The 21,726-nt window shown below is 64.8% G+C and carries 18 protein-coding genes and 1 pseudogene; 9 read left to right on the plus strand and 10 right to left on the minus strand.

Features of this window, described 5'->3' with window-relative positions:
* Positions 1-4: 4 nt before the first annotated feature.
* Complete coding sequence (locus AC07R0_RS21365; RefSeq protein ID WP_495106362.1) at positions 5-1,894, plus strand: family 2A encapsulin nanocompartment cargo protein cysteine desulfurase; 1,890 nt, start codon at positions 5-7, stop codon at positions 1,892-1,894.
* Between the two features lie 56 nt (positions 1,895-1,950).
* Here AC07R0_RS21365 and trhA read toward each other — a convergent pair whose 3' ends face one another.
* The 6 genes from trhA to AC07R0_RS21395 all read right to left on the minus strand — a co-directional run bounded on the left by trhA (position 1,951) and on the right by AC07R0_RS21395 (position 10,911).
* The gene (gene trhA / locus AC07R0_RS21370; protein WP_495097724.1) at positions 1,951-2,586 is read right to left on the minus strand and encodes a PAQR family membrane homeostasis protein TrhA; all 636 of its coding nucleotides are present in this window, start codon (positions 2,584-2,586) and stop codon (positions 1,951-1,953) included.
* Between the two features lie 103 nt (positions 2,587-2,689).
* Positions 2,690-3,901: an MFS transporter gene (locus AC07R0_RS21375; protein ID WP_495106363.1), complete on the minus strand. Its 1,212-nt coding sequence runs from the start codon at positions 3,899-3,901 to the stop codon at positions 2,690-2,692.
* Positions 3,902-3,976: 75 nt separating this feature from the next.
* Positions 3,977-5,425 carry an efflux transporter outer membrane subunit gene (locus tag AC07R0_RS21380; RefSeq protein WP_495106364.1) on the minus strand — a complete coding sequence of 483 codons (1,449 nt, stop codon included), beginning with the start codon at positions 5,423-5,425 and terminating at the stop codon, positions 3,977-3,979.
* A 15-nt stretch (positions 5,426-5,440) separates the two neighbouring features.
* Positions 5,441-8,680 carry an efflux RND transporter permease subunit gene (locus AC07R0_RS21385; RefSeq protein WP_495106365.1) on the minus strand — a complete coding sequence of 1,080 codons (3,240 nt, stop codon included), beginning with the start codon at positions 8,678-8,680 and terminating at the stop codon, positions 5,441-5,443.
* 24 nt (positions 8,681-8,704) lie between these two features.
* Entirely contained in the window at positions 8,705-9,931 is a 1,227-nt protein-coding gene (locus tag AC07R0_RS21390) for an efflux RND transporter periplasmic adaptor subunit (protein ID WP_495106366.1), read from the minus strand.
* 110 nt (positions 9,932-10,041) lie between these two features.
* The gene (locus AC07R0_RS21395) at positions 10,042-10,911 is read right to left on the minus strand and encodes an alpha/beta hydrolase (protein ID WP_495106367.1); all 870 of its coding nucleotides are present in this window, start codon (positions 10,909-10,911) and stop codon (positions 10,042-10,044) included.
* Positions 10,912-11,089: 178 nt separating this feature from the next.
* Here AC07R0_RS21395 and AC07R0_RS21400 point away from each other — a divergent pair, with 178 nt between their 5' ends.
* Positions 11,090-11,998 (plus strand): LysR family transcriptional regulator, encoded by a 909-nt coding sequence (locus AC07R0_RS21400; RefSeq protein WP_495099993.1) that lies wholly within the window; start codon positions 11,090-11,092, stop codon positions 11,996-11,998.
* Positions 11,999-12,086: 88 nt separating this feature from the next.
* On the opposite strand, the gene AC07R0_RS21405 is transcribed toward AC07R0_RS21400, so the two are convergent.
* Complete coding sequence (locus AC07R0_RS21405) at positions 12,087-12,989, minus strand: LysR family transcriptional regulator (RefSeq protein ID WP_495106368.1); 903 nt, start codon at positions 12,987-12,989, stop codon at positions 12,087-12,089.
* 116 nt (positions 12,990-13,105) lie between these two features.
* Here AC07R0_RS21405 and speB point away from each other — a divergent pair, with 116 nt between their 5' ends.
* From speB to AC07R0_RS21440, 7 genes are read left to right on the plus strand one after another with little or no spacing between them, the layout of a single operon-like run.
* Positions 13,106-14,056: an agmatinase gene (speB, locus tag AC07R0_RS21410; protein ID WP_495099991.1), complete on the plus strand. Its 951-nt coding sequence runs from the start codon at positions 13,106-13,108 to the stop codon at positions 14,054-14,056.
* A gap of 9 nt (positions 14,057-14,065) precedes the next feature.
* Positions 14,066-14,935 carry a sugar phosphate isomerase/epimerase family protein gene (locus AC07R0_RS21415; RefSeq protein WP_495106369.1) on the plus strand — a complete coding sequence of 290 codons (870 nt, stop codon included), beginning with the start codon at positions 14,066-14,068 and terminating at the stop codon, positions 14,933-14,935.
* A 2-nt stretch (positions 14,936-14,937) separates the two neighbouring features.
* Entirely contained in the window at positions 14,938-15,993 is a 1,056-nt protein-coding gene (locus AC07R0_RS21420; protein ID WP_495106370.1) for an isopenicillin N synthase family dioxygenase, read from the plus strand.
* A 50-nt stretch (positions 15,994-16,043) separates the two neighbouring features.
* A complete protein-coding gene (locus AC07R0_RS21425) occupies positions 16,044-16,853 on the plus strand; it encodes a transporter substrate-binding domain-containing protein (protein WP_495106371.1) in 810 nt (269 codons plus the stop codon).
* Between the two features lie 34 nt (positions 16,854-16,887).
* Positions 16,888-18,417, plus strand: coding sequence for an amino acid ABC transporter permease/ATP-binding protein (locus AC07R0_RS21430; RefSeq protein WP_495106372.1), 1,530 nt, complete (start codon positions 16,888-16,890; stop codon positions 18,415-18,417).
* A 1-nt stretch (position 18,418) separates the two neighbouring features.
* The gene (locus tag AC07R0_RS21435; protein WP_495106373.1) at positions 18,419-19,174 is read left to right on the plus strand and encodes a class II aldolase/adducin family protein; all 756 of its coding nucleotides are present in this window, start codon (positions 18,419-18,421) and stop codon (positions 19,172-19,174) included.
* 9 nt (positions 19,175-19,183) lie between these two features.
* Positions 19,184-20,128, plus strand: a complete 945-nt coding sequence (locus AC07R0_RS21440) for a 2-hydroxyacid dehydrogenase (RefSeq protein ID WP_495106374.1) — start codon at positions 19,184-19,186, stop codon at positions 20,126-20,128.
* Here the strand turns inward: AC07R0_RS21440 and AC07R0_RS21445 are convergent.
* The 3 genes and pseudogenes from AC07R0_RS21445 to AC07R0_RS21455 form a co-directional block, all read right to left on the minus strand.
* Entirely contained in the window at positions 20,122-21,072 is a 951-nt protein-coding gene (locus AC07R0_RS21445; RefSeq protein WP_495106375.1) for an AEC family transporter, read from the minus strand. The two genes, AC07R0_RS21440 and AC07R0_RS21445, sit on opposite strands and share 7 nt — an antisense overlap.
* A 127-nt stretch (positions 21,073-21,199) precedes the next feature.
* Positions 21,200-21,604, minus strand: coding sequence for an ACT domain-containing protein (locus AC07R0_RS21450; protein ID WP_495106376.1), 405 nt, complete (start codon positions 21,602-21,604; stop codon positions 21,200-21,202).
* Positions 21,601-21,726 (minus strand): annotated as a pseudogene (locus tag AC07R0_RS21455) (histidine/lysine/arginine/ornithine ABC transporter ATP-binding protein); the annotation flags it as partial. The pseudogene AC07R0_RS21455 and the gene AC07R0_RS21450, both read right to left, overlap by 4 nt.

Genomic DNA, 21,726 nt, shown 5'->3' on the forward strand with positions numbered 1-21,726 from the left:
CCCTATGACTACCGTTGTTCCACAACCCACGTTGCCGGCGGGCCTGCCCGACCCGGCCACGCTGGCCCGCATGGCGACTGCGCTGTTCTCGGCCCTGCCGGGCGAGTCGGCTGCCGTGCCTGGCGTGCAAGCGCCGGGCAATATTGCGCCGCCGGGTTCGCCGCTGGCCAGCCCGGCCGGCTTCGGCCCCAGCGTGCCGGGCACGCCGATTCCCATCGGGCAGGTGCCGGGCAGCAATCTGATCCCGGCATCGCCCACCTCGGTACTGAGCCTGGCCAACCGGGCTCCGGCCTTGCAACCGCACGCCCAGGCCAGCAATGGCCTGCCGGACCGCGTGGTCAGCGAGCTGCCGGCCTACGAGCCGCGCAGTGGCGGTGCCGTGCAGGGCGTGCCGGAAAGCGCGTCGCCGTTCTACTTCCTGAACCCGGGTGCCGGCCATCCTGCGCCCTCGGCGCCGCAGGCCGGTGGCTCCAGTCTGGACGACCTGAGCCGTTTGCCGTTCGCGCCGCCTACGGATGTCGCACCGCCCCGCGCCTTGCCGACACCTCCGGTGCCGCAGACCACGCCAGCGTTCTACTTTGTCGATGCGGTGACTTTGCCGAATGGCTATGTCACCCCCGCCAAAGCCGGCCGTGACGACGTGCCTGCGTATGCCGGTTCGGCCCATCCGGCCTTCGACGTCCATGCCGTGCGCCGCGACTTCCCTATCCTGCAGGAGCGGGTCAACGGCAAGCAGCTGGTGTGGTTCGACAACGCAGCCACCACGCACAAGCCGCAGTCGGTGATCGACCGCATCGCCTATTTCTACGAGCACGAGAACTCGAACATCCACCGTGCCGCCCATGAACTGGCTGCCCGCGCCACTGACGCCTACGAAGGCGCGCGGGAGCGGGTGAAGAAGTTCATCAACGCGCCGGATGTGAACGAGGTGATCTTCGTGCGCGGCACCACCGAGGCCATCAACCTGGTGGCCAAGAGCTGGGGCGGCCAGCATGTGGGCGAGGGCGACGAGATCATCGTGTCGAACCTGGAACACCACGCCAACATCGTGCCCTGGCAGCAGCTGGCTGCCGCCAAGGGCGCCAAGCTGCGCGTGATTCCGGTGGACGACAAGGGCCAGGTGCTGCTGGACGAGTACCGCAAGCTACTCAATGACCGCACCAAGATCGTTGCCGTGACGCAGGTGTCGAACGCCCTCGGTTCCGTGGTGCCGGTGAAGGAAATCGTCGAACTGGCGCACCGCGCCGGCGCCAAGGCACTGGTCGATGGCGCGCAGTCGATCTCGCACATGCGGGTCGACGTGCAGGACATAGGCGCCGACTTCTTCGTGTTCTCTGGCCACAAGGTGTTCGGCCCGACCGGCATCGGCGTGGTCTGGGGCAAGCGCGAAGTGCTGGAAGACATGCCGCCCTGGCAGGGCGGCGGCAACATGATTGCCGACGTGACCTTCGAGAAAACCGTGTTCCAGCCGATCCCGAACAAGTTCGAGGCCGGTACCGGCAACATCGCCGACGCGGTAGGCCTGGGCGCGGCCATCGACTACGTGAACAAGGTGGGCATTGAGAACATCGCCCGCTACGAACACGAGTTGCTGGTCTACGGCATGCAGCAGCTGGGTGCGATCCCCGGCGTGCGTCTCATCGGTACCGCAGCCGACAAGGCCAGTGTGATGTCCTTCACCCTGGCCGGTTACAGCACCGAAGAGGTTGGCAAGGCCTTGAACGAGGAAGGCATTGCCGTGCGTACCGGTCATCACTGCGCGCAGCCGATCTTGCGGCGCATGGGTGTGGAGACCACGGTGCGGCCGTCGCTGGCCTTCTACAACACCTTTGCCGAGATCGACCTGCTGGTCACGGTGGTGAAACGCTTGGCATCGGCCCGTCGCAACGGCTGATGCTATTGAATTAAGAGCTGCCAGCGCAGGTACTACCTGCGCTGGCAGCTCTTTTTTTATGAGGAGTAGTTCAGCACCGCGAAGAAGTGGAAGCCGGTGCCAGCAACCACAAAGCCGTGCCACACGGCGTGGGCGTAGCGCACTTTGTGGTCCAGCGCAAAGAACACCACGCCCAGGGTGTAGGCCAGGCCGCCGGCCACCAGCAGCGCAATGCCCATGGTGGGCACGTTTTGCACCAGCGGCACGGCGGCAATCAACACCAGCCAGCCCATGGCCAGGTACAGGCCGGTGGAGAGCCAGGGGTGTGTCAAGCGGTTGAAGGACTTCAGCGCCACGCCCATGACCGCCATCGACCACACCAGGCCGAACAGCGTCCAGCCCCAGGGGCCGGACAAGGCGCCCAGTGCAAACGGCGTGTAGCTGCCGGCGATGAAGAGATAGATGGCGCCGTGGTCCAGCTTCATGAACACACGCTTGGCCCGGCCCTGCGGCAGGGCGTGGTACAGCGTGGACGCGGCATACAGCAGCACCATGGTGACGGCGAAGACGATGGCGCCCACCAGGTTGGCGGCCGACAGCTGGCTGGCCGCCGCTATCAAAAACGGTGCAGCCACCAGCGCAGCCACCAGGCCCACGCCGTGGCTCACGCTATTGGCGATCTCCTCGCCCAGGGTTTGGATTCGATCTTGCATTGCAGCATTTTTACACCCAGGTGTGACACCCGTGTAAAGCACCCGGTGTTTAGAACGTGTTTACGATCTTCTTAGGGGCCCTAAGAAGATCGCAAACACGTTCTTAGATGTCGGTGTCTTGGTGGCCAAACAGACCTAGCACGCCTGCTGCGGCCCAGGCCATGGCCCCACCCAACACCATGGCGCTGGGCACGCCGTAGCCGTCTACGGCCAGTCCGCCGAGTAGCGCGCCGCTGGCCAGGGCGATCTGGAGCACGCTGACCAGCACGGCCTGGCCGGCGTCGGGTGCGTCCGGCACGGCTTGGATCATCCAGGCCGTCAACGCCACCGGCAGCGCGCCGAAAGCCAGGCCCCAGGCGGCCACCACCATGTCGGCGCTGACGGCGCCGGGGCTACTCACTGCCGCGGCCAGCAATGCCATTCCCAGCAGGGCCGCTGGTGCGATCAAGGCCAGGCGCAGGTTCCACGCCACCAGCTTGCCGCCGATGAAGTTGCCGGCAATGCCCACCACGCCGTAGACCAGCAGCAAGACGACCACCACGGCGGGTTCCAGCCCGAAGACCTTCTCCAGCAGCGGCTTGAGGTAGGTGTAGGCGGCAAAGTGCCCCACGATCAGGAACGCTATGGCCAGCAGGCCGACCTGCGCCATGCGTAGCCGCAGGGGCTTGAGCAGGTCTGCCGCACGCAATGCACGCGCGGCGGGCAGGGACGGCAGCAGCCACCACTGGGCCAGCGTCACCAGCGCGGCCAGCACCGCCGTCGTGGCAAAGGCGCTGCGCCAACCGGCTAGGCTGCCCAGCAGTGCACCGGTGGGCACGCCTGCCACCGTGCCCACCGAAATACCCGCCAGGATGATGGCCATGGCGCGCGCTTGCGAGGCGGCCGGTACCAGCTGCCTGCCTATGCCCGGCGCAAAGGTCCAGAAGCCGCCCACGCAGATGCCCAGCAGCACCCGTGCGGCCAGCATCACGCCAAAGCTGGGTGCCAGTGCCCCGACAAGGTTGACCAAGGTCAGCAGCACGGTCAGGGCGATCATCACCAGGCGCCGGTCCAGCCGGCCCGAGGCTACGATCAGCGCGGGGCCGGCCACGGCAGCGACCAGGCCCGGCACGGTGACCATCAGGCCAGCATGGCCTACCGACACCTGCAGGTCCGCTGCGATATCGGTCAGCAGGCCTACGGGCAGGAACTCGGTGGTCACCATCGCGAAAGTGCCCACGGCGATGGAGCCTACGGCCAACCAGTTGCGGGCCAGGCTGTGCGGGTTCCCGCCGGCCAGGCCGCGCGGGGCGGCAGGAGATGTGGATGGATGCATATTGCTATTTATTTAATAGCTGCTAGCGCAGGTATTGATTGCGCTACAGCCATTTTTTGTTTGAATGCTGGGGACTCAAAGCGTTTTCGCCAGCACCGGTGGCACCACTTCCACGGCGGATTTGTTGGCTGCATCCCAGCCGCCGCCGAGTGCACGCACCAGCCCCACCGTGGCTTGGTACTGGGCAGAGCGCACACCCAAGGCCTGGCGGCGGTTAAGCAGCTCGCTGCGGCGTGCCTCCAGCAGGTCCAGCTGGCTGACCAGACCATTGCGGTAACGCGAATCCGACAGCACCGTGGCCCGGCTGGCCGACGCCACCGCACGGTCCTGCGCCTGGGCTTGCTGGTCTAGCAGGCGCAGGGCGGACAGCTGGTCTTCTACCTCCTGGAACGCTGTCAGCACCTGGCCGCGGTACTGGGCGGTGGCACCGTCCAGTTGGGCATTGGCGGCCTGCACGCCGGCTTCGCGCCGGCCACCGTCCAGCAGCGGTACCGACAGCAAAGCGCCGATGCCCCAGGCGCGGGCCGACCACTTGAACACGTCGCCGAGCTCGGGCGATGCATAGCCGCCGGTGGCGGTCAGCGACACGCTGGGGAACCAGGCCGTCTGCGCCACGCCCACGCGGGCTTGCGCTGCCAGCAGATTGCTTTGTGCGGCGGCTACGTCGGGCCTGCGCGCCAGTACCGTGCCGGGTACGCCAGCGGGTATCACCGGCAGGGCGGTGCGCCAGTCGGACGTATCCAGGTGGAAGCTAGACGCCGCGTCGCCCACCAGCACGGCCAGTGCATGTTCCAGCGTGGCGCGCTGGCGGTCCAGTGCCAGGGCATCGGACTCGGTGGCGGCTACCTCGGTCTGTACGCGCACCACTTCCAGCTCGGCCACGTCACCGGCGCGGAAGCGGCTTTGCGTGAGCTGCAGCGTGTCCTGGTAGGCATCCACCGTGGCGCGCACCAGGGCACGCTCGGTGTCCAGCGCCCGCAGCGACAAATAGGTCTGCGCCACATTCGCCTGCACCAGCAGACGCGTGCTCTGCAGCAGCGCGGCGCGGGCCTGGGCGTCCAGACTGGCGGCGTCGGTGGCGTGCGCCAGCTTGCCGAACAGGTCCACCTCATAGGACAGCTGCGCGTTGGCGCTGATCAGCGTGCTGGGTACGCTGCCATTGGTGGTATTGGCGCCGGCCTGGCGGGTGGCGCCCGCGCCTAGGCCTAGCTGTACCGATTTGTCGGCCTGGCTGCTTTGCAGCAGTGCCTGGGCCTGGGCCAGGCGGGCGGCGGCTTCGGCAATGCTGGTGTTGTGCAGGCTGGCGCGTTCGACCAGCGTGTCCAGCGTGGGGTCGGCAAAGGCCTTCCACCAGGTGCCGCGGTCGCGGGCTTCGGCCGGGCTCAGGGCCGTCCACTGCGCGCCTTCTTTGAAGGCCGCGGGCGCGGCGGCGATGGCAACCGGGTCCACTGCGGGGACGCTGGCGCAACCGGCCAGCACCAGGGCGGCTAGCAGCGGTGCCAATGCATGGTTCAAAAGTTTCATGGTGTTTCTCCGTTCTTACAGGGGCGCGGCAGGCAGTGGGCGGGCCGAGCCACCACCGCCATGGGGCAGCGTGGGCAGGGACGCAGCTGTTTCGATGTGGCCGACTTCGCCGTGGTGTTTCAGGGCGCGGTTGCCGGCCAGGCGGCGCATCAGCACATAGAACACCGGCGTCAGGAACAGGCCAAAGGCCGTCACGCCAATCATCCCGGCGAACACCGCCACACCCATGGCCGAGCGCATCTCTGCGCCCGCACCGGTGGACAGCACCAGGGGCAGCACGCCCATGATGAAGGCCAGCGAGGTCATCAGAATGGGGCGCAAGCGCAGGCGGCTGGCTTCGATGGCGGCCTGCACCGGCGTGCGGCCTTCAAACTCCAGCTCGCGGGCGAATTCGACGATCAGGATGGCGTTCTTGGCGCTTAAGCCCACCAGCACGATCAGCCCGATCTGGGTGAACACATTGTTGTCACCACCGTGTATCCACACGCCGGTCATTGCGGCCAGGATGCCCATGGGCACGATCAGGATGATGGCCAGCGGCAGCGTCAGGCTTTCATATTGCGCGGCCAGTACCAGGAACACCAGCAGGATGGCCAGCGGGAACACCAGCAGGGCGGAATTGCCGGCCAGGATTTCCTGGTAGGTCAGCTCCGTCCACTCGTAGCTCACGCCCTTGGGCAGGGTCTCGGCGGCGATGCGGTTGATGGCATCCTGCGCCTGGCCGGATGAAAAGCCGGGCGCCGGGCCACCGTTGATGTCAGCGGCCAGGTAGCCGTTGTAGCGCATGGCGCGTTCCGGGCCGAAGCTGGAGTTCACCTTCATCAGTGCCGAGAGAGGCACCATTTCACCGGTATTGGAGCGCACCTTCAGCAGGCCCACATCTTCTGCCCGTGCGCGGTAGGGCGCATCGGCCTGCACCCGCACGGTGTAGGTACGGCCAAATTTGTTGAAGTCGTTGGCATACAGGCTACCCAGGTAGATCTGCATGGTGTCGAAGATGTCGGTCACCGGCACACCCAACTGGCGGGCCTTGGTGCGGTCGATGTCGGCATACAGTTGCGGCACGTTGACCTGCCAGCTGGTGAACATGCCGGCCAGTTCGGGCGTCTGGTAGGCTTTGGCCATGAAGGCTTTCACGGCCTTGTCCATCTCCTCATAACCCAGCGAGCCACGGTCTTCCAGTTGCAGCTTGAAGCCACCGGTGGTGCCCAGGCCGGCCACGGGTGGTGGCGGGAACATCACGATGAAGGCGTCCTGGATGCTGCCGAAAGCCTGGTTCAGCTGGCCGGCCACGGCGCCGCCACTCTGGTCGGCGCGCTTGCGTTCTGCGAAGGGCTTGAGCGTGGCGAACACGATGCCCGAGTTCGAGCTGTTGGTGAAGCCGTTGATCGACAGGCCGGGGAAGGCGATGGCGTCTTCCACGTTCGGGTTCTTCTTGACGATCTCGCCCATGCGTTTGATCACGTCCTCGGTGCGGTCCAGCGTGGCGCCGTCGGGCAGCTGCGCAAAGCCGATCAGGTACTGCTTGTCCTGCGCCGGCACAAAGCCGCTGGGCACGGCCTTGAATAGGCCGAAGGTGACGGCGATCAGCACCAGGTACATCACCATCATCAAAGCCTTGCGGCCGATGACGCGCTTCACGCCGCCGCTATAGGCTTCCGAGCCACGGTGGAAAAAGCGGTTGAAGCCGCGGAACAGCCAGCCCAGGGCCTTGTCCATGCCGCGGGTCAATGCATCCTTGGGCGCATCGTGGCCGCGCAGCAGCAGGGCGGCGAGTGCTGGCGACAGGGTCAGCGAGTTGATGGCCGAGATTACGGTAGAGATGGCAATCGTCACCGCGAACTGCTTGTAGAACTGGCCGGTCAAGCCGCTGATGAAGGCCAGCGGCACGAACACCGCCACCAGCACCAAGGCGATGGCGATGATGGGGCCGGACACTTCACGCATGGCCTTATAGGTGGCGTCGCGCGGGCTCAGGCCGGCCTCGATATTGCGCTCCACGTTTTCCACCACCACGATGGCGTCGTCCACCACGATACCGATGGCCAGCACCAAGCCGAACAAGCTCAGGGCGTTTATCGAGAAGCCCAGGATGTGCAGCACGGCAAACGTGCCTACCACCGACACCGGCACGGCCAGCAGCGGAATGATGGAGGCGCGCCAGGTTTGCAGGAACAGAATCACCACCAGCACCACCAGAAACACGGCCTCCAGCAGGGTGTGTACCACCGATTCAATGGAGGCCCGCACGAACTGCGTGGGGTCGTAGGCAATGCGGAACTCCACGCCCTCGGGCATGTTTTTCTGCAGCTCGTCCATGGTCTTGCGCACATTGGTCGAGATGTCCAGTGCGTTCGAGCCTGGTGCCTGGAACACGCCCATGCCCACGGCCGGGTCGTTGTTCAGCAGCGAGCGCAACGAGTAGTCGGCCGCACCCATTTCCAGCCGGCCAATGTCGCGCAGGCGGGTGACGGCGCCATCGGCACCGGTCTTGACGATGATGTCGCCAAATTCTTCTTCGCTCTGCAAGCGCCCTTGGGCGTTGATCGACAGCTGCATGTCCACACCAGCCAGGCCGGGCGATGCACCCACCACACCGGCGGCGGCTTGTACGTTCTGGCCACGGATGGCGGCTACCACGTCACTGGCCGACAGGCCGCGCTGCGCGACCTTTTGCGGGTCCAGCCAGACGCGCATCGAATAGTCGCCGCCGCCGAAGATCTGCACCTGGCCCACGCCCTGGATGCGCGCCAAGCGGTCTTTTACATTCAGCACTGCGTAGTTGCGCAGGTAGTTCATGTCGTAGCGCTTGTTGGGCGAAGCCAGGTGCACCACCATGGTCAGGTCGGGTGCGCTCTTGACCGTGGTGACGCCCAGGCGTCGCACTTCTTCGGGCAGGCGCGGCTCGGCTTGGGAGACACGGTTTTGTACCAGCTGTTGGGCCTTGTCGGGGTCGGTGCCGAGCTTGAAGGTGACGGTCAAGGTCATCACGCCGTCGGTCGTGGCCTGGCTGCCCATGTAGAGCATGCCTTCCACGCCGTTGATACTTTCTTCCAGCGGCGTGGCCACGGTTTCGGCGATCACCTTGGGGTTGGCGCCCGGGTACTGGGCGCGCACCACCACGGACGGAGGCGCGACTTCGGGGTACTCCGAGATCGGCAGGCTGCGCAACGCGATCAGGCCGGCGATCAGCATCAGCAGCGACAGCACGCCCGCAAAGATCGGTCGGTCGATGAAAAATTTAGACAAATTCATGGGGTTGTTCTCTGAAGATTCCGATCAGGACTGGGTTGCCGCCCCAGCTTTTGCTTGGGCTTCGGGCTTGCCATCCATGGGTACCAGTTGGGGCGCAATCAGCGCGCCGGGTCGCACCCGTTGCAGGCCGTTGACGACCAGCTTTTCACCGGCGACCAGCCCCTTGCTGACCACACGCAGGCCGTTCACGGATGCCCCCAGCGTTACCTCGCGGTAGGCCACGGTGTTGTCGGCGCCAACCACCATCACAAACTTCTTGTCCTGGTCGGTGCCTACGGCGCGCTCGTTCACCAGCAGCGCGGTTTCGGCCTGGGTCTGGCCCATGCGGACGCGGGCGAACTGGCCGGGCATCAGGCTGCCGTCCTTGTTGTCGAAAACGGCGCGGGTGCGCACCGTGCCGCTCTTGGCGTCCACCTGGTTATCCACCAGCTGCAGCTTGCCGGTGAAGGGCGTGTCGCTGGTGGCGGCGGTGCCCATCTGCACCGGAATGCTCTCAATGCCACGCGTACCGTGCGGGCCGTTCAGGTCCTTCAGCGCACGGGCAATCACGCGTTCGTCGGCGTCAAAGCTGGCGTAGATGGGGCTGATGGAGACCAGCGTGGTCAGCACCTGTGCGCCGGGGCCTGCGGCCACCAGGTTACCCACGGTCACTTCCAGCTTGCCGACGCGGCCCGACACCGGCGCGCGCACCTGGGTGTAGTCCAGGTTGAGACGCGTGGTCTGTAGCCCGGCCTGGGCGGCACGCAGATTGGCCTGGGCTTCACGCAGGCTGTTGCCGCGCTCATCCAGCTCGCGCTGGGCGATGGCGTGCTCGTCCCACAGGCGCTTGGAACGTTCGAATTCGCTGTTGGCCTGCGACACGCGGGCCTGGGCGGCGGCCAGTTGGGCATCGCTGCGGTCCACCTCGGCGGCATACGGGGCGGGGTCGATGGTGAACAGCAGATCACCCTGTTTCACCAGCGCGCCTTCGCGGAAATGCACAGACTGCACCGCGCCAGCCACGCGGGAGCGGATGTCTACCCGTTGCACGGCTTCCAGCCGGCCCGAGAACTCGCTCCAGGCGTTGACCTGGCTTTCGGTCACGGTGGCGACGGAGACGGGAATAGCTTGCGGCGCCGCTGGTGACAGGCCAGCTTCGGCTGGGGTACTTTGCAGGCCGAAGACGATGGCGGCGGCCGCTGCCACAGCGGTCAGGGAGACGGCGGCAGTCCACAGTGTGCTGCGCAGGGGGAAGGCGGTTTTGGAGCTCATAGCAGTCTTTCAGAGAGGATGGAAAAAACGGTGGGCCATGCGGCGGCCCGCCCGGACCCACAGGGCCGGGAAAAACGGGTTACAGAGGAGGGCGGTTCAGCGCGCTAGCGTCAACAGCTTCCGGGCTTGTCGGGGCTGGCCTGCTGGGACGGCAGCGTGGCTTCGAAGAAGGCGCGGAACTGTTGCTGCAGGTCCGCCGCACAAGGGCATTCGGCGATCAGCGGGGTGTACAAGGCATCGGGCCAGCCCTTGGCATTCGTTACCAGATTGAAGCTGGCTGCGATGCCGGCACTGCGCAGCCGCTCGGCGTAGGCCCGAGCTTCGTCGCGCATGGGGTCGTCTGCACCGCTAAGCACCAGGGTGGGCGGCAGGTCGGCCAGACGGCGGGCCACGCCGGGTACGGCATAGGGGTGCTCGGCGTCCATCGGGCAGCGCAGGTACTGCTGCCAGCCATCGGCCCATTTGCAGCCGGTAGCAGCACCGGTGCTGGCCCGCAGCGACGCCGTGCCCACGCAGGGGTCAAGCATGGGCGACAGCAGAATCTGCCCGGCCAGCGGTGGGTGGCCACGGTCGCGTGCCATCATGGCCACGGCGGCGGCCAGGTTGCCACCGGCTTCTTCGCCGGCCAGGAAAAGGCGGGCGCCCTGGCCGGCCAGTTTCACGCGGTGTTTGTAAACCCATTCCAGCGTGTCGTAGCCCACTTCTACGCCCTGTGGAAACGGACTCGCTGGCGCCAGCGGGTAGGCCAGCGAGACCACCACCGCCCCGGCGCTGGCCAATAGCCGTGCCACCGTGGCGCCGTTGTCCAGGCCGCCCGCCACAAAGGCGCCGCCATGGAAGTGCAGCACCAGCGGCGCGGCACCGCCGGGTATGCGCTTGCCGTACATGCGCACATCCACCGCGGGCCGCTGCGGCAGCGCGATGCAGGCGTCGCTTTCGGTGGGCTGTGTGGGCCGGGTGGTTGTGGGGCGGGAGACCATGGTGGTGTTTTCAGTAAATCGCAGGTGGTGCGGGAATGTGAAGTAATGTAGTGCGCATGGTTTATTGGATAAAGATGGGGTTTTGCGAGTTCTCTGTTTCTAATCCAGCAACAATAGGCCATCTTTACCGTGCGAAGATGCGATCCGCTCTGGCACGAGGCTTGGGCAAGAGAGGACTATGGACCAGATACTGACCATGCGTGTCTTTGCCCGGGTGGTGGAGGCAGGCACTTTTACCAAGGCCGCCGACTCGCTGGCGCTGCCCAAGGCTACGGTCACCAAACAGATCCAGCATCTGGAGTCGCGCCTGCGCGTCAAGCTGCTGCACCGCACTACGCGCCGTGTGTCCGTCACACCCGATGGTGCCGCTTACTACGAGCGTGCGTCCCGGCTGCTGGCCGACCTGGACGAGCTGGAAGCCAGCATGGGCAATGCCCAGACCACGCCGCAAGGGCGCTTGCGGGTGGATGTAGGCTCGTCTGTGGCGCAACTGCTGGTGATACCGGCACTGCACACTTTTTATGCACGTTACCCCGACATCCAGCTGGACCTGGGGGTCAGCGACCGTCCGGTGGACCTGATCGGCGACAACGTGGATTGCGTGATACGCGGCGGCGAGCTGCTGGACCAGTCGCTGGTGGCGCGGCGCATTGGCAACCTGCCGTTCATGTCCGTGGCTTCACCCGAATACCTGCGCCGCCATGGCGTACCCTTGCACCCGCTGGATCTGGAGAAGGGGCACTACATGGTGAACTTCTTTTCGCCCCGCACCGGGCGTTTGATGCCGCATGACTTTGAGAAAGACGGCGAGACTATTGAGCTGGCCAGCCCGCACCGTATTTCCGTCAACGAAAGCAATGCCTATATGGCGGCTGTGCTGGCCGGCCTGGGCGTGGCGCAGTTGGTGAGCTTCATGGCCGCGCCACATCTGGCCAGCGGTGCACTGGTGCAGGTGTTGCCCGAGTGGTCGATCCGAACCGTGCCGGTCTACGTGGTGTACCCGCCGAACCGCCACCTGAGCGCCAAGGTGCGCTCATTTGTGGACTGGGCGGCTGAGCTGTTCAGCCAGAACCCGCTTTTACGCTAGTTTAAATTTACAAGGTTTTTAGGCCGTTGGCGCAGATTCTATCTGCGTGAGTAGCTATGAAATATGTAGCGTTTGTGGGCAATCCACTTTACCCCTTGGTTGAACGTTTGCCCGGCTGCAGCAACTCGCGCATGGCCTGCAGCGGCAGTTCGCGGCTGCGGCCCCGGCGGAACACCAGCGAAAACTGCGACTGGTAGCCGAACTCGGCCGGCAGCAGCACCTTCAGCCGCCCCTGCTCCACCCAGGACTGGGCGTAGTGTTCGGGCAGGTAGCCTATGTAGCCGCCCGAAAGGATCAGAATCAGCTGCGCCTCCATGCTCTCCACCGTGGCCACGCTGCGCTTGAAGCCATGGCGGCCCAGCTCGGTCTGGCTCCAGTAACTGCGGCTGACCACGTTCAGCTCCGACACATAGGCCGGCTGCACCGCCCGTTGGCTGAAGCAGGGATGCCTGTCGCTGCAGTACAGCCATTGCTGCTCGCGGTACAGCGGGTGGTAGACCAGGCCATTGGCTTTGGCCGGGAAGAAGCCCACGGCAATGTCCAGCTCGTTGTCCAGCAGGCCCTTCTGCAGCTCATAGGGGCTGCGTATCAGCAGGCTCAGGTGCATGCCGGGGAATTTGCTGGAAAACACGCCAATCGCCTGGGCCAGCGGCAGCGAGACGTCGGTCACCGTGGTGTCGAGCACGCCCATCTTCAGGGTGCCGCCCAGCTCGCCCTTGAGCGACTGGGTATACAGATCAAAGCTGTCCAGCTCGCCCAGCACGCGCAGGGTTTCGGACAACAGCAGCTCACCCTTGGGCGTTAGCGCAAAGCCACCGCGCCCGCGCCGGCACAGGCTGAAGCCGACCTGGGCCTCCAGCTGGGTCATATAGGTGCTGATGGCCGAGGTGGTCAGGTTCAGCTCCTGCTGTGCGCGGGCAAAGCCTTGGTTGCGCGCCACGCTGGCAAAGATGCGCAGCAGCTTGAAGTCGGTGCCAGGGGGAGTCGCCATGCTGTTTAGTTGTGAAAAGTCGAAACTGATTATTTGTTTTCTACTATTTTTTCATAACCAGGGCTGGCTAAAGTTCAACCCAGTTTCTGGCTTCCAGTTCCAAAGGTCCCCGCGAGATGTCCAAAGTTCTTCACCAACCCCAGGGCGGCAACGAGATGCCGCGCTTTGCCGGTCGCTCCACCATGATGCGCCTGCCCGCCATGGACAGCGCAGCCGGCCTGGACGTTGCCTTCATCGGCGTGCCACTGGACATCGGCACCTCGCTGCGCGCTGGCACCCGCTTCGGGCCGCGCCAGATCCGCGCCGAGTCGGTGATGATCCGGCCCTACAACATGGCGACAGGGGCGGCGCCGTTCGACTCGTTGTCGGTCGCCGACATTGGCGATGTGGCCATCAACACCTACAACCTGCTGGAGTCGGTGCGCATCATCGAGGAAAGCTACGACAGCGTTTTGCAGCACCCGGTGATCCCGCTGACGCTGGGGGGCGACCACACCATCACATTGCCCATCCTGCGGGCCATTGTGCGCAAGCACGGCCCGGTAGGCCTGGTGCATGTGGACGCGCACACCGATACCAATGACGACATGTTTGGCGAGAAGATTGCCCACGGCACCACCTTCCGCCGTGCGGTGGAAGAGGGCCTGCTGGACTGCAAGCGCGTGGTGCAGATCGGCCAGCGTGCCCAGGGCTATTCCAGCGGCGACTTCCAATGGGGTGTGGACCAGGGCTTTCGCCTGGTGCAGGCCGAGCAGTGCTGGTACCAGTCGCTGGCACCCTTGATGGCCGAGGTGCGCACCCAGTTGGGCAGTGGCCCGGTGTATCTCAGCTTTGACATTGACGGCATCGACCCCGCCTGGGCCCCCGGCACCGGTACTCCCGAAGTGGGCGGCCTGACCGCCATCCAGGCGCTGGAAATCGTGCGCGGCTGCAAAGGACTGAACCTGGTCGGCGGAGACCTGGTGGAGGTGTCGCCACCCTATGACCTCAGCGGCAATACCTCGCAACTGGCAGCGAACTTGCTTTACGAAATGCTGTGCGTGCTGCCCGGCGTGGCGTACCGCTGAGATAAGACCATGGAACTCAAGATTTTTCGCTCTACCTGGGGCGCGACCACGGACATGGTGGCCTGTGTGGAGCAGTTGCGCGAAGCCGGCTGCACGGGCTTGGAAGCCCGCCTGCCCCTGGATACATCGGCTCGGCGTGTGCTGCGCGATACCCTTCGTGCCGAGGCGCTGGACTACATTGCCACCGTGTTCACCGGCGCCGATGTAATCCCGCGCCAGCAGGACGGCCCCGAGGTGCATCTGCAGCACCTGGCCCGCGCCTTCGATGCAGCGGCAGACATAGCACCCCGTTTCGTGAATCTGCTGGCCGGCAACGACCGCTGGCCCCTGACTGCGCAGGTGGACTTTCTGGGCCGGGCCCAAGCCCTGGCAGATGCGGCGGGCATTGCCTGCACCTTCGAGACGCACCGTGCCAGCTCGCTGTACAGCCCCTGGGTCACACTGGACATAGCTCGCCAGTTGCCCCAGCTGCGCTACACCGCCGACATCAGCCATTGGGTGGTGGTGTGCGAGCGTCTGCTGGACGACCCGCTGGACGACTTCCAGCCATTCATCGACCGCGTGCACCATATCCAGGCCCGTGTGGCCTATGCCCAAGGGCCGCAGGTGCCCGACCCGGCGGCACCCGAGTACGCGCCCGAGCTGGCGTTCCATCAGCGCTTCTGGGAATCCATCTGGGCTGCGCAGCGTGCCCAGGGCTACGCCACGGCCACGCTGACCCCCGAGTTCGGCCCGGATGGCTATATGCATTTGATGCCCTACACGCGCAGCCCGGTGGCCGACCTGTGGTCCGTCAACCGCTGGATGGCGCTGGAAGAGCGGCAGCATTTCCAGCGCTGGTCGCAACACAACATCTCCCAACCCACGGCAGGACTCTGAGCATGCAACCCGGACCACGTAACTTCACGGCCTTGCCCGTGATCAACATCAGCGGCCTCTACAGCGACAGCCTGGCGCAGCGCCAGACGGTGGCCGATGCCCTGGGCCAGGCGGCACGCGATGTGGGCTTTTTCTACATCGTTGGCCACGGCATCGATTCCAAGCTGGTGGCCGGTCTGCGCGAGGCCAGCCGCACGCTGTTCGCCCAGCAGATGGAATGGAAGATGCGCTACTACATCGGCGAATCCTGGGGCCACAAAGGCTATGTGCCCGAAGGCGAAGAGGTGTATTCCAAAGGCCGGCCCGACCACAAGGAAGCCTTCGACATCGGCTTTGAAGTGCCTGCCGACCACCCGCTGGTGCTGGCTGGCACGCCGCTGATCGGTAACAACAAATGGCCGGATCTGCCCGGCTTCAAGGCCGCAGTGGCCAGCTATTACGCGGCGGTGTTCGCCCTCGGTCGCCAGCTGTTCCGTGGCTTTGCCTTGTCGCTGGGCCAGTCGGAAGACTTCTTTGAGGCCATGGTGACCTGCCCGCCGTCTAAGCTGCGCTTGATCCACTACCCCGTGGATACCGAGGCGGTGGATGCGCCCGGCATAGGCGCCCACACCGATTACGAGTGTTTCACCCTGCTGCTGGCCGACCAGCCCGGCCTGGAAGTGATGAATGACCAGGGTGTCTGGGTTGACGCTCCGCCGTATTCCGAGGCTGGTGAAGAGGCTTTTGTGATCAACATCGGTGACATGCTGGAGGTGATGACCGCTGGCGCTTTCCCCTCCACCTCGCACCGCGTGCGCAAGGTGCAGCACGAGCGCTATTCCTTCCCGCTGTTCTTTGCCTGCGACTACCACACGCGCATCCGCCCGCTGCCGCAGTTTGCCCGTGCATCTGCGAGCACCAGCTACAGCGAGCTGTCGATCGGCGACCACATGTATTCGCAGGCCCAGCAGACCTATACCTACCTCAAACGCAAGGTAGAGGCCGGTGAAATCGCCCTGCCAGAAGGTGCGCTGAAGCCCAATAGCTTCGGCCACCTGAAGTCACAGGCCATTGCCTGAACCCCGTTTCACTTCCGTTATTTGTCCACCCACCCCAGGAGTTAACCACCATGATGAAAACCATCCGTACCGCGTCCCTGCAACGCAGCCTGTTGACTGTGGCACTGGCGGCCTTGCTGCCGGCCGCTGCATTTGCCCAAACTCTGACCCCCGGCCAGATCAAGGTCGGCATGGAAATCACCTACCCCCCGTTTGAATCCTGGCAGGGCGACAAGGTCGTGGGCTTTGACCCCGATGTGGCTGAGATGCTGAGCAAGGACATGAAGACCAAGCCGGCTTTCGTGGACACCAAGTTCCCCAGCCTGATCCTGGGCCTGGGCAGCGGCCAGTTTGATACCGTAATCTCCGGCATGTACATCACCCCCGAGCGCATGGCCCAGGCCGATGCGATTGCCTATGCCCGCACCGGCGCTTCCATCATGGTCGCCAAGGATGGCGGCGTTAGCCCCAAGACCGAGCAGGAACTGTGCGGCATGAAGGTTGGCTTACAAGCCGGTACCAGCTGGGTCAAGGCCCTGGCCAAGCTGTCCACCGACTACTGCGTGCCGAACGGCAAGCCCGCCGTGGCCGTGAGCGAGTTCCCGACCGCACCTGAGGCTTCGCAAGCGCTGCTGTCGAAGAACATCCAGGCCCAGCTGGAAATCGCCGGCGCCGCCAAGATGCTGGCAGAACGCAGCAAGGGCCGCATCACCATCAGCTCGCCCGCGCTGGTCTATCCACAAACCCTGGGCATCTACGTGAAGAAGGGCAACACCGCGCTGTACCAGTCGCTGGAGAAAGCCTTGGCTGCCGCCCAGGCCAGCGGCGAATACGCAGCGCTGATCAAGAAGTACGACCTGGAACCCGTCGCTTCCAAGTAAGCCCTCGCGGCATTAGAGAACCAGGAGCATCTGCATGGAATTGGATTGGCCGTATTTCTTCTCTCTGTTTTCCATGGGGGTGTTCTGGCGGGCCTGCGTAACGGTGGTTGAGCTGGGCTCGCTGTCCTGGGGGCTGGGCCTGGTGCTGGGCTTTTTGGTGGCCTGCGCGCGGATTGCCGAGTCGCGCTGGATCAGCGCGGCGGCCGCATTTTATGTGTGGCTGTTCCGCAGCGTGCCGCTGCTGGTGCTGGTGGTGTTTGTGTTCAATCTGCCGCAGATATTCCCGGCCAGCCGCAGCATCATTGGTGAACCCTTCTTTGCCGGCCTGCTCGCCATGGTGCTGACCGAGGCCGCCTATATGGCCGAGATCCATCGTGGCGGCCTGCTGTCGGTGGCCAAGGGCCAGCGCGAGGCGGGCAAGGCGCTGGCGATTGGCCGCTTTGGCGCCATGCGCCTGATCGTGATTCCGCAGGCTTTTCGTATCGCCCTGCCCACGCTGATCAACGAATACGTCACCATCATCAAGCTGACCTCGCTGGTGTCGGTGATCTCGCTGCCCGAACTGTTGATGACTGGTCTGCGCCTGTATTCGCAGAACTTTCTGGTGATGGAAACCCTGCTGGCCGTGGCCGTGTACTACGTGTTTCTGGTCACTATCTTCAGCACCCTGTTCAGCTGGCTGGAGAAGCGGCTGGACCTGCACACGCGCCAGCCCGTGACACTGGACGCCGCTGCGTGTACCGCGCTGCGCGGTGAGCTGGGTGGTCCGGTAGCCTTGCAGCCGGTGGTGGCCGTAGCCGGTACGCCTGCCGCCCTGGAGCTGCGCAATATCCATAAGGCCTACGGGCCGCACCAGGTGCTCAAGGGCATAGGGCTGCAGGTGGCAGCGGGCGAGGTGATTTCCATCATCGGGCCATCCGGCTCGGGCAAGACCTCGCTAATACGCACCATCAACGGCCTGGAGAAAATCGACCAGGGCGAGATCATTCTGTTTGGCGAAAACTATATCCACGCCAACGAGCCTTTGGACAGCAGCCGCGTGCGCAAAGGCATTGGCCGTATCGGCATGGCCTTCCAGAATTTCAATTTGTTCCCGCACCTCACCGTGCTGGACAACGTCTGCCTGGCGCCGCGCTACCACCAGCAGCCCGCAGATGCGCTTTTGCGCCGCACCCGCGCGCTGCAGCTGCTGGACAAAGTGGGCCTGCTGGCGCACCACCAGAAGTACCCCCACCAGCTCTCCGGCGGCCAGCAGCAGCGCGTGGCGATTGCACGTGCCCTGGCCATGGAGCCCGACGTGATGCTGTTCGACGAGCCCACATCCGCACTCGACCCCGAGCTGGTGGGCGAGGTGCTGAAGGTGATCCAGGACTTGGCGCAAGAGGGCATGACCATGGTGATCGTGACCCACGAGATGGACTTCGCCCTGGCCATCTCCGACCGCGTGCTGTTCATGGAGAACGGCCTGGTCCAGCTGGACGCCACCCCGCAGCAGATTCAACAACCCGACGCGCCTAGCGCCACGACAGAGCGTGTGCGCAAATTCATGGGACTGGACGCTTGATATGACCGTAACGACTGACGAAGCCACCTTGCGCCGCGACCTGGCTGCGGCCTACCGCCTGGCCGCCCTGTTTGGCTGGGACGACACGCTCTACACCCACTTTTCGGCGCGCCTGCCGTCCATTGGTGGAGAGGATGATGGGGAAGAGCGTTTCCTGATCAACCCCTTTGGCAAGATGTTCGACGAGGTCTGCGCCAGCGACCTGCTGGTGGTGGACATGCAGGGCCGCGTGGTGTCAGGAGGCGCTGACTACAACGTGGCCGGCTTCACCGTGCACAGCGCGGTGCACATGAGCGGGCAACATGCGGATTGCGTGATCCACACCCATACCCTGGCTGGCATGGCGGTGGCGGCCTGCGATGGCGGGCTGCTGCAGCTGAACCAGATCAGCACCGAGTTTTATGGCCGGGTCGGCGTGCATGCCTACGAAGGCGTGGCCTTCGACCTGGGCGAGCGGGAACGCATCCAGCAGGCGCTGGGCAACAATATTGCGCTCATCCTGCGCCACCACGGACTGCTGTCGGTGGGGGCTACGGTAGCCGACGCGTTTTGTATCATGTACTACTTGAACCGCGCCTGCGAAATCCAGATGGCGGCCAGCCAGATGGCCGCGACGGCCGGCCCGGTAAGCCCCATGCCCGTGCACCTCAGCCAGCATGCCTGTGAGCAGCTGCAAAGCGTGGAGCACGAGCGCCAGATTCTCTGGGCGGCCTGGCTGCGCAAGCTGGACCGCATCGACCCCTCTTACCGCAACTGAACTTCCACTATGCCGACTCTGCTGGTGTGCAGCGATACCGATGATTTGGGCGGGCTGCATGCTGCCTTCCGTACCGAGGCTGAGCGCCATTGGCCGGATGTGCAGGTACGTCTGTGGCCGGATGTGCCCGACCCGGCCGACGTGGTGGCCCTGGCCGCCTGGTTTCCGCCACCGGGCCTGGCCGAGAGCCTGCCGAACTTGCGCCTGGTGTGCTCGATTGCGGCCGGTGTAGAGCACGTGCTGCAGCGTCTGCCGGCGTCCACCCAGCTGCCGGTGACGCGTATCGTGGACCCCGGGCTGGCTGTGGGTATGGCCGAGTACGTGCTGTGGTCCGTGCTGTACTACCACCGAGCGCTGGACCGCGCGCAGCAGCAGCAGGCGCAGCGCGTCTGGCAGATGCCGGTACAGAAGACTCCCGCTCAAACCCATGTGGGCGTGATGGGCCTGGGCGTGCTGGGCGGCCATATTGCGCAGGTGCTGCGGGCTCAGGGCTTTGTGATCTGCGGCTGGTCGCGGTCTGCCCATGCCATCGATGGTGTGCGCACCTATGCCGGGCCGGACGCTTTGGATGATTTTCTGCAGGCGCCGGACATTTTGGTCTGCCTGTTGCCCCTGACACCCGAGACCCGCTTCATTCTGGGCAAGGACCTGTTCAGCCGTTTGAAGCCCGGCGCAGCCCTGGTGCACTGCGGGCGCGGCGAGCACCTGGTGGTGGACGACTTGCTGCAGGCCTTGGACCACGGCACATTGCGCGGCGCGGTGGTGGATGTGTTTGCGCAGGAGCCCTTGGCTGCATCCAGCCCGCTGTGGGCGCACCCGCGCGTGGTGGTCACGCCGCATATGGCTTCCGGCGCCCAGGCCAGTGTGATCGTGGCGCAGATACTGGACAACCTGCAGCGCGTGCGCAGCGGCCAGCCGCTACTGAATGCAGTGGATTCAGTAGCGGGTTACTGATACCACCAGGACACGAAGCTCATCACCGCGGTGACCGTGACCAGGCCCAGCACGGTGGACACGGCTACGCTGGCGGTAATCATTTCTTCCTTGGTGCGGTAGCGTTGCGCGAACAGGAATACGTTCGCGCCCATGGGCATGGCGCCTGCCACCACCATCACCATCAGCGACAAACCATGCAGGCCCAGCAGCCAGCCAAATAGCACCACCAGCGCGGGATGCAGCAGGTTTTTCGCCAGCGCCAGTCCCAGCGCCGGGCGCAGCTGCGGTCCAACTCGGTTCTGCGCCAGGGTGATGCCCACCATCACCAGGGCCACCGGGCTGAAGGCCTGGCCCAGCAGCATCAAAGGCGTGTCTATCACCGTTGGGATGGTCCAGCCAGTCTGGGCAAACAGCAGGCCGGCCACGATGGGGATGGGCACAGGGTGCAGCACCGCATTGCGCACCGCCTGCCAGACCAGCACCGCCACATGGTGCTGGGGGCCGCCGTTGCGGGCGTTTTCGCGGGCTACGGCCAACTCCACCGCCACAGTGGCCAGGGTCAGCAGCACCAGGGCGTGCAGGGAGATCAGGGTCAGCAGCGTCACCATGCCCGGCGGCCCGTAGGCCAGGCCAATCAGGGGGATGCCGATCATCGAAGTGTTGCTATAGGTGCTGGCCATGCCCAGCACGGCGGCTGTGCGGTTAAAGCCATAGACCAGTAGCGTGCCCGCGAATATCACCCCCGCGCCCAGGAAGTAGGCCGCCACCGGCTTCAGACTCAGGTCCTGCACATGCACCACGCTCATGCTGCGGAACAGCAGGGCCGGCGACAGCAGCAGAAACACCAGGTTGGACAGGTCTTTCACCGAGCCTGGGCCTATCCACTGGCGGCGGCCGGCGATCCAGCCCAAGGCGATAAGCAGGACCACGGGGAGCAGGGAGGAGACGATGGGGTTGTTCACGGGCGCGGGCGACAGAGTGCAAAAGCAGAGGCCCCCAGTGTAAACAACGCCCTTTTTTAGCTTCTTGTGCTATTAAATATGTAGCTGGTTGCGCAGTAGATATAGGCGTCGCACGGATTTTTTATATTTATTTAGCGGTGCTTTGCTGTAACTGGCGCAGGGCGGCCATCGCGTCCTGCGCCCGCTCCACGGGCACAAAGATGTGGTCGTGGTGGGCACCGGCGACCACATTGCAGCTGATGCCTGCGTCGCCCAGCGCCCGTGCAAACGCGGCGGTCAGGCCCACGGCCTGCAGGTCGGAATGCACGGTCAGTGTGATCCATGCGCAGCGGAACAGCACCGATAGCTGCAGCGCCAGTGCCCGGGCTTCGGTCAACACCACAGACAGGCCTTCGGGCTCGTGGATGCTGGCCACCACATCCTCCAAGCCGATGGAATAGCCGGCAGGCAGGCTGGCGAACGCAAACACGCCGTCGTTCAGCACCGGCTCCATGCTGGCCAGCAGGGTGCGCAAGTCAGCGATGGGCTTCACTTCAAACTGCCCGACAGGAACTGCTGCAGCCGCTCGCTCTTGGGCTGGCCCAGCACCTCGCGCGGCACGCCTTGCTCTTCGATCTGGCCCTTGTGCAGAAAGATCAGGTGGTTGGCCACCTC

The organism is Rhodoferax sp. GW821-FHT07F03 (assembly GCF_059418745.1).

Excerpts from the sequence above, each read along its gene's own strand:
- AC07R0_RS21365 (WP_495106362.1), top strand. The coding sequence starts at position 5 with ATGACTACCGTTGTTCCACAACCCACGTTGCCGGCGGGCCTGCCCGAC.
- trhA (WP_495097724.1), bottom strand. The coding sequence starts at position 2,586 with ATGCAAGATCGAATCCAAACCCTGGGCGAGGAGATCGCCAATAGCGTG.
- AC07R0_RS21375 (WP_495106363.1), bottom strand. The coding sequence starts at position 3,901 with ATGCATCCATCCACATCTCCTGCCGCCCCGCGCGGCCTGGCCGGCGGG.
- AC07R0_RS21380 (WP_495106364.1), bottom strand. The coding sequence starts at position 5,425 with ATGAAACTTTTGAACCATGCATTGGCACCGCTGCTAGCCGCCCTGGTG.
- AC07R0_RS21385 (WP_495106365.1), bottom strand. The coding sequence starts at position 8,680 with ATGAATTTGTCTAAATTTTTCATCGACCGACCGATCTTTGCGGGCGTG.
- AC07R0_RS21390 (WP_495106366.1), bottom strand. The coding sequence starts at position 9,931 with ATGAGCTCCAAAACCGCCTTCCCCCTGCGCAGCACACTGTGGACTGCC.
- AC07R0_RS21395 (WP_495106367.1), bottom strand. The coding sequence starts at position 10,911 with ATGGTCTCCCGCCCCACAACCACCCGGCCCACACAGCCCACCGAAAGC.
- AC07R0_RS21400 (WP_495099993.1), top strand. The coding sequence starts at position 11,090 with ATGGACCAGATACTGACCATGCGTGTCTTTGCCCGGGTGGTGGAGGCA.
- AC07R0_RS21405 (WP_495106368.1), bottom strand. The coding sequence starts at position 12,989 with ATGGCGACTCCCCCTGGCACCGACTTCAAGCTGCTGCGCATCTTTGCC.
- speB (WP_495099991.1), top strand. The coding sequence starts at position 13,106 with ATGTCCAAAGTTCTTCACCAACCCCAGGGCGGCAACGAGATGCCGCGC.
- AC07R0_RS21415 (WP_495106369.1), top strand. The coding sequence starts at position 14,066 with ATGGAACTCAAGATTTTTCGCTCTACCTGGGGCGCGACCACGGACATG.
- AC07R0_RS21420 (WP_495106370.1), top strand. The coding sequence starts at position 14,938 with ATGCAACCCGGACCACGTAACTTCACGGCCTTGCCCGTGATCAACATC.
- AC07R0_RS21425 (WP_495106371.1), top strand. The coding sequence starts at position 16,044 with ATGATGAAAACCATCCGTACCGCGTCCCTGCAACGCAGCCTGTTGACT.
- AC07R0_RS21430 (WP_495106372.1), top strand. The coding sequence starts at position 16,888 with ATGGAATTGGATTGGCCGTATTTCTTCTCTCTGTTTTCCATGGGGGTG.
- AC07R0_RS21435 (WP_495106373.1), top strand. The coding sequence starts at position 18,419 with ATGACCGTAACGACTGACGAAGCCACCTTGCGCCGCGACCTGGCTGCG.
- AC07R0_RS21440 (WP_495106374.1), top strand. The coding sequence starts at position 19,184 with ATGCCGACTCTGCTGGTGTGCAGCGATACCGATGATTTGGGCGGGCTG.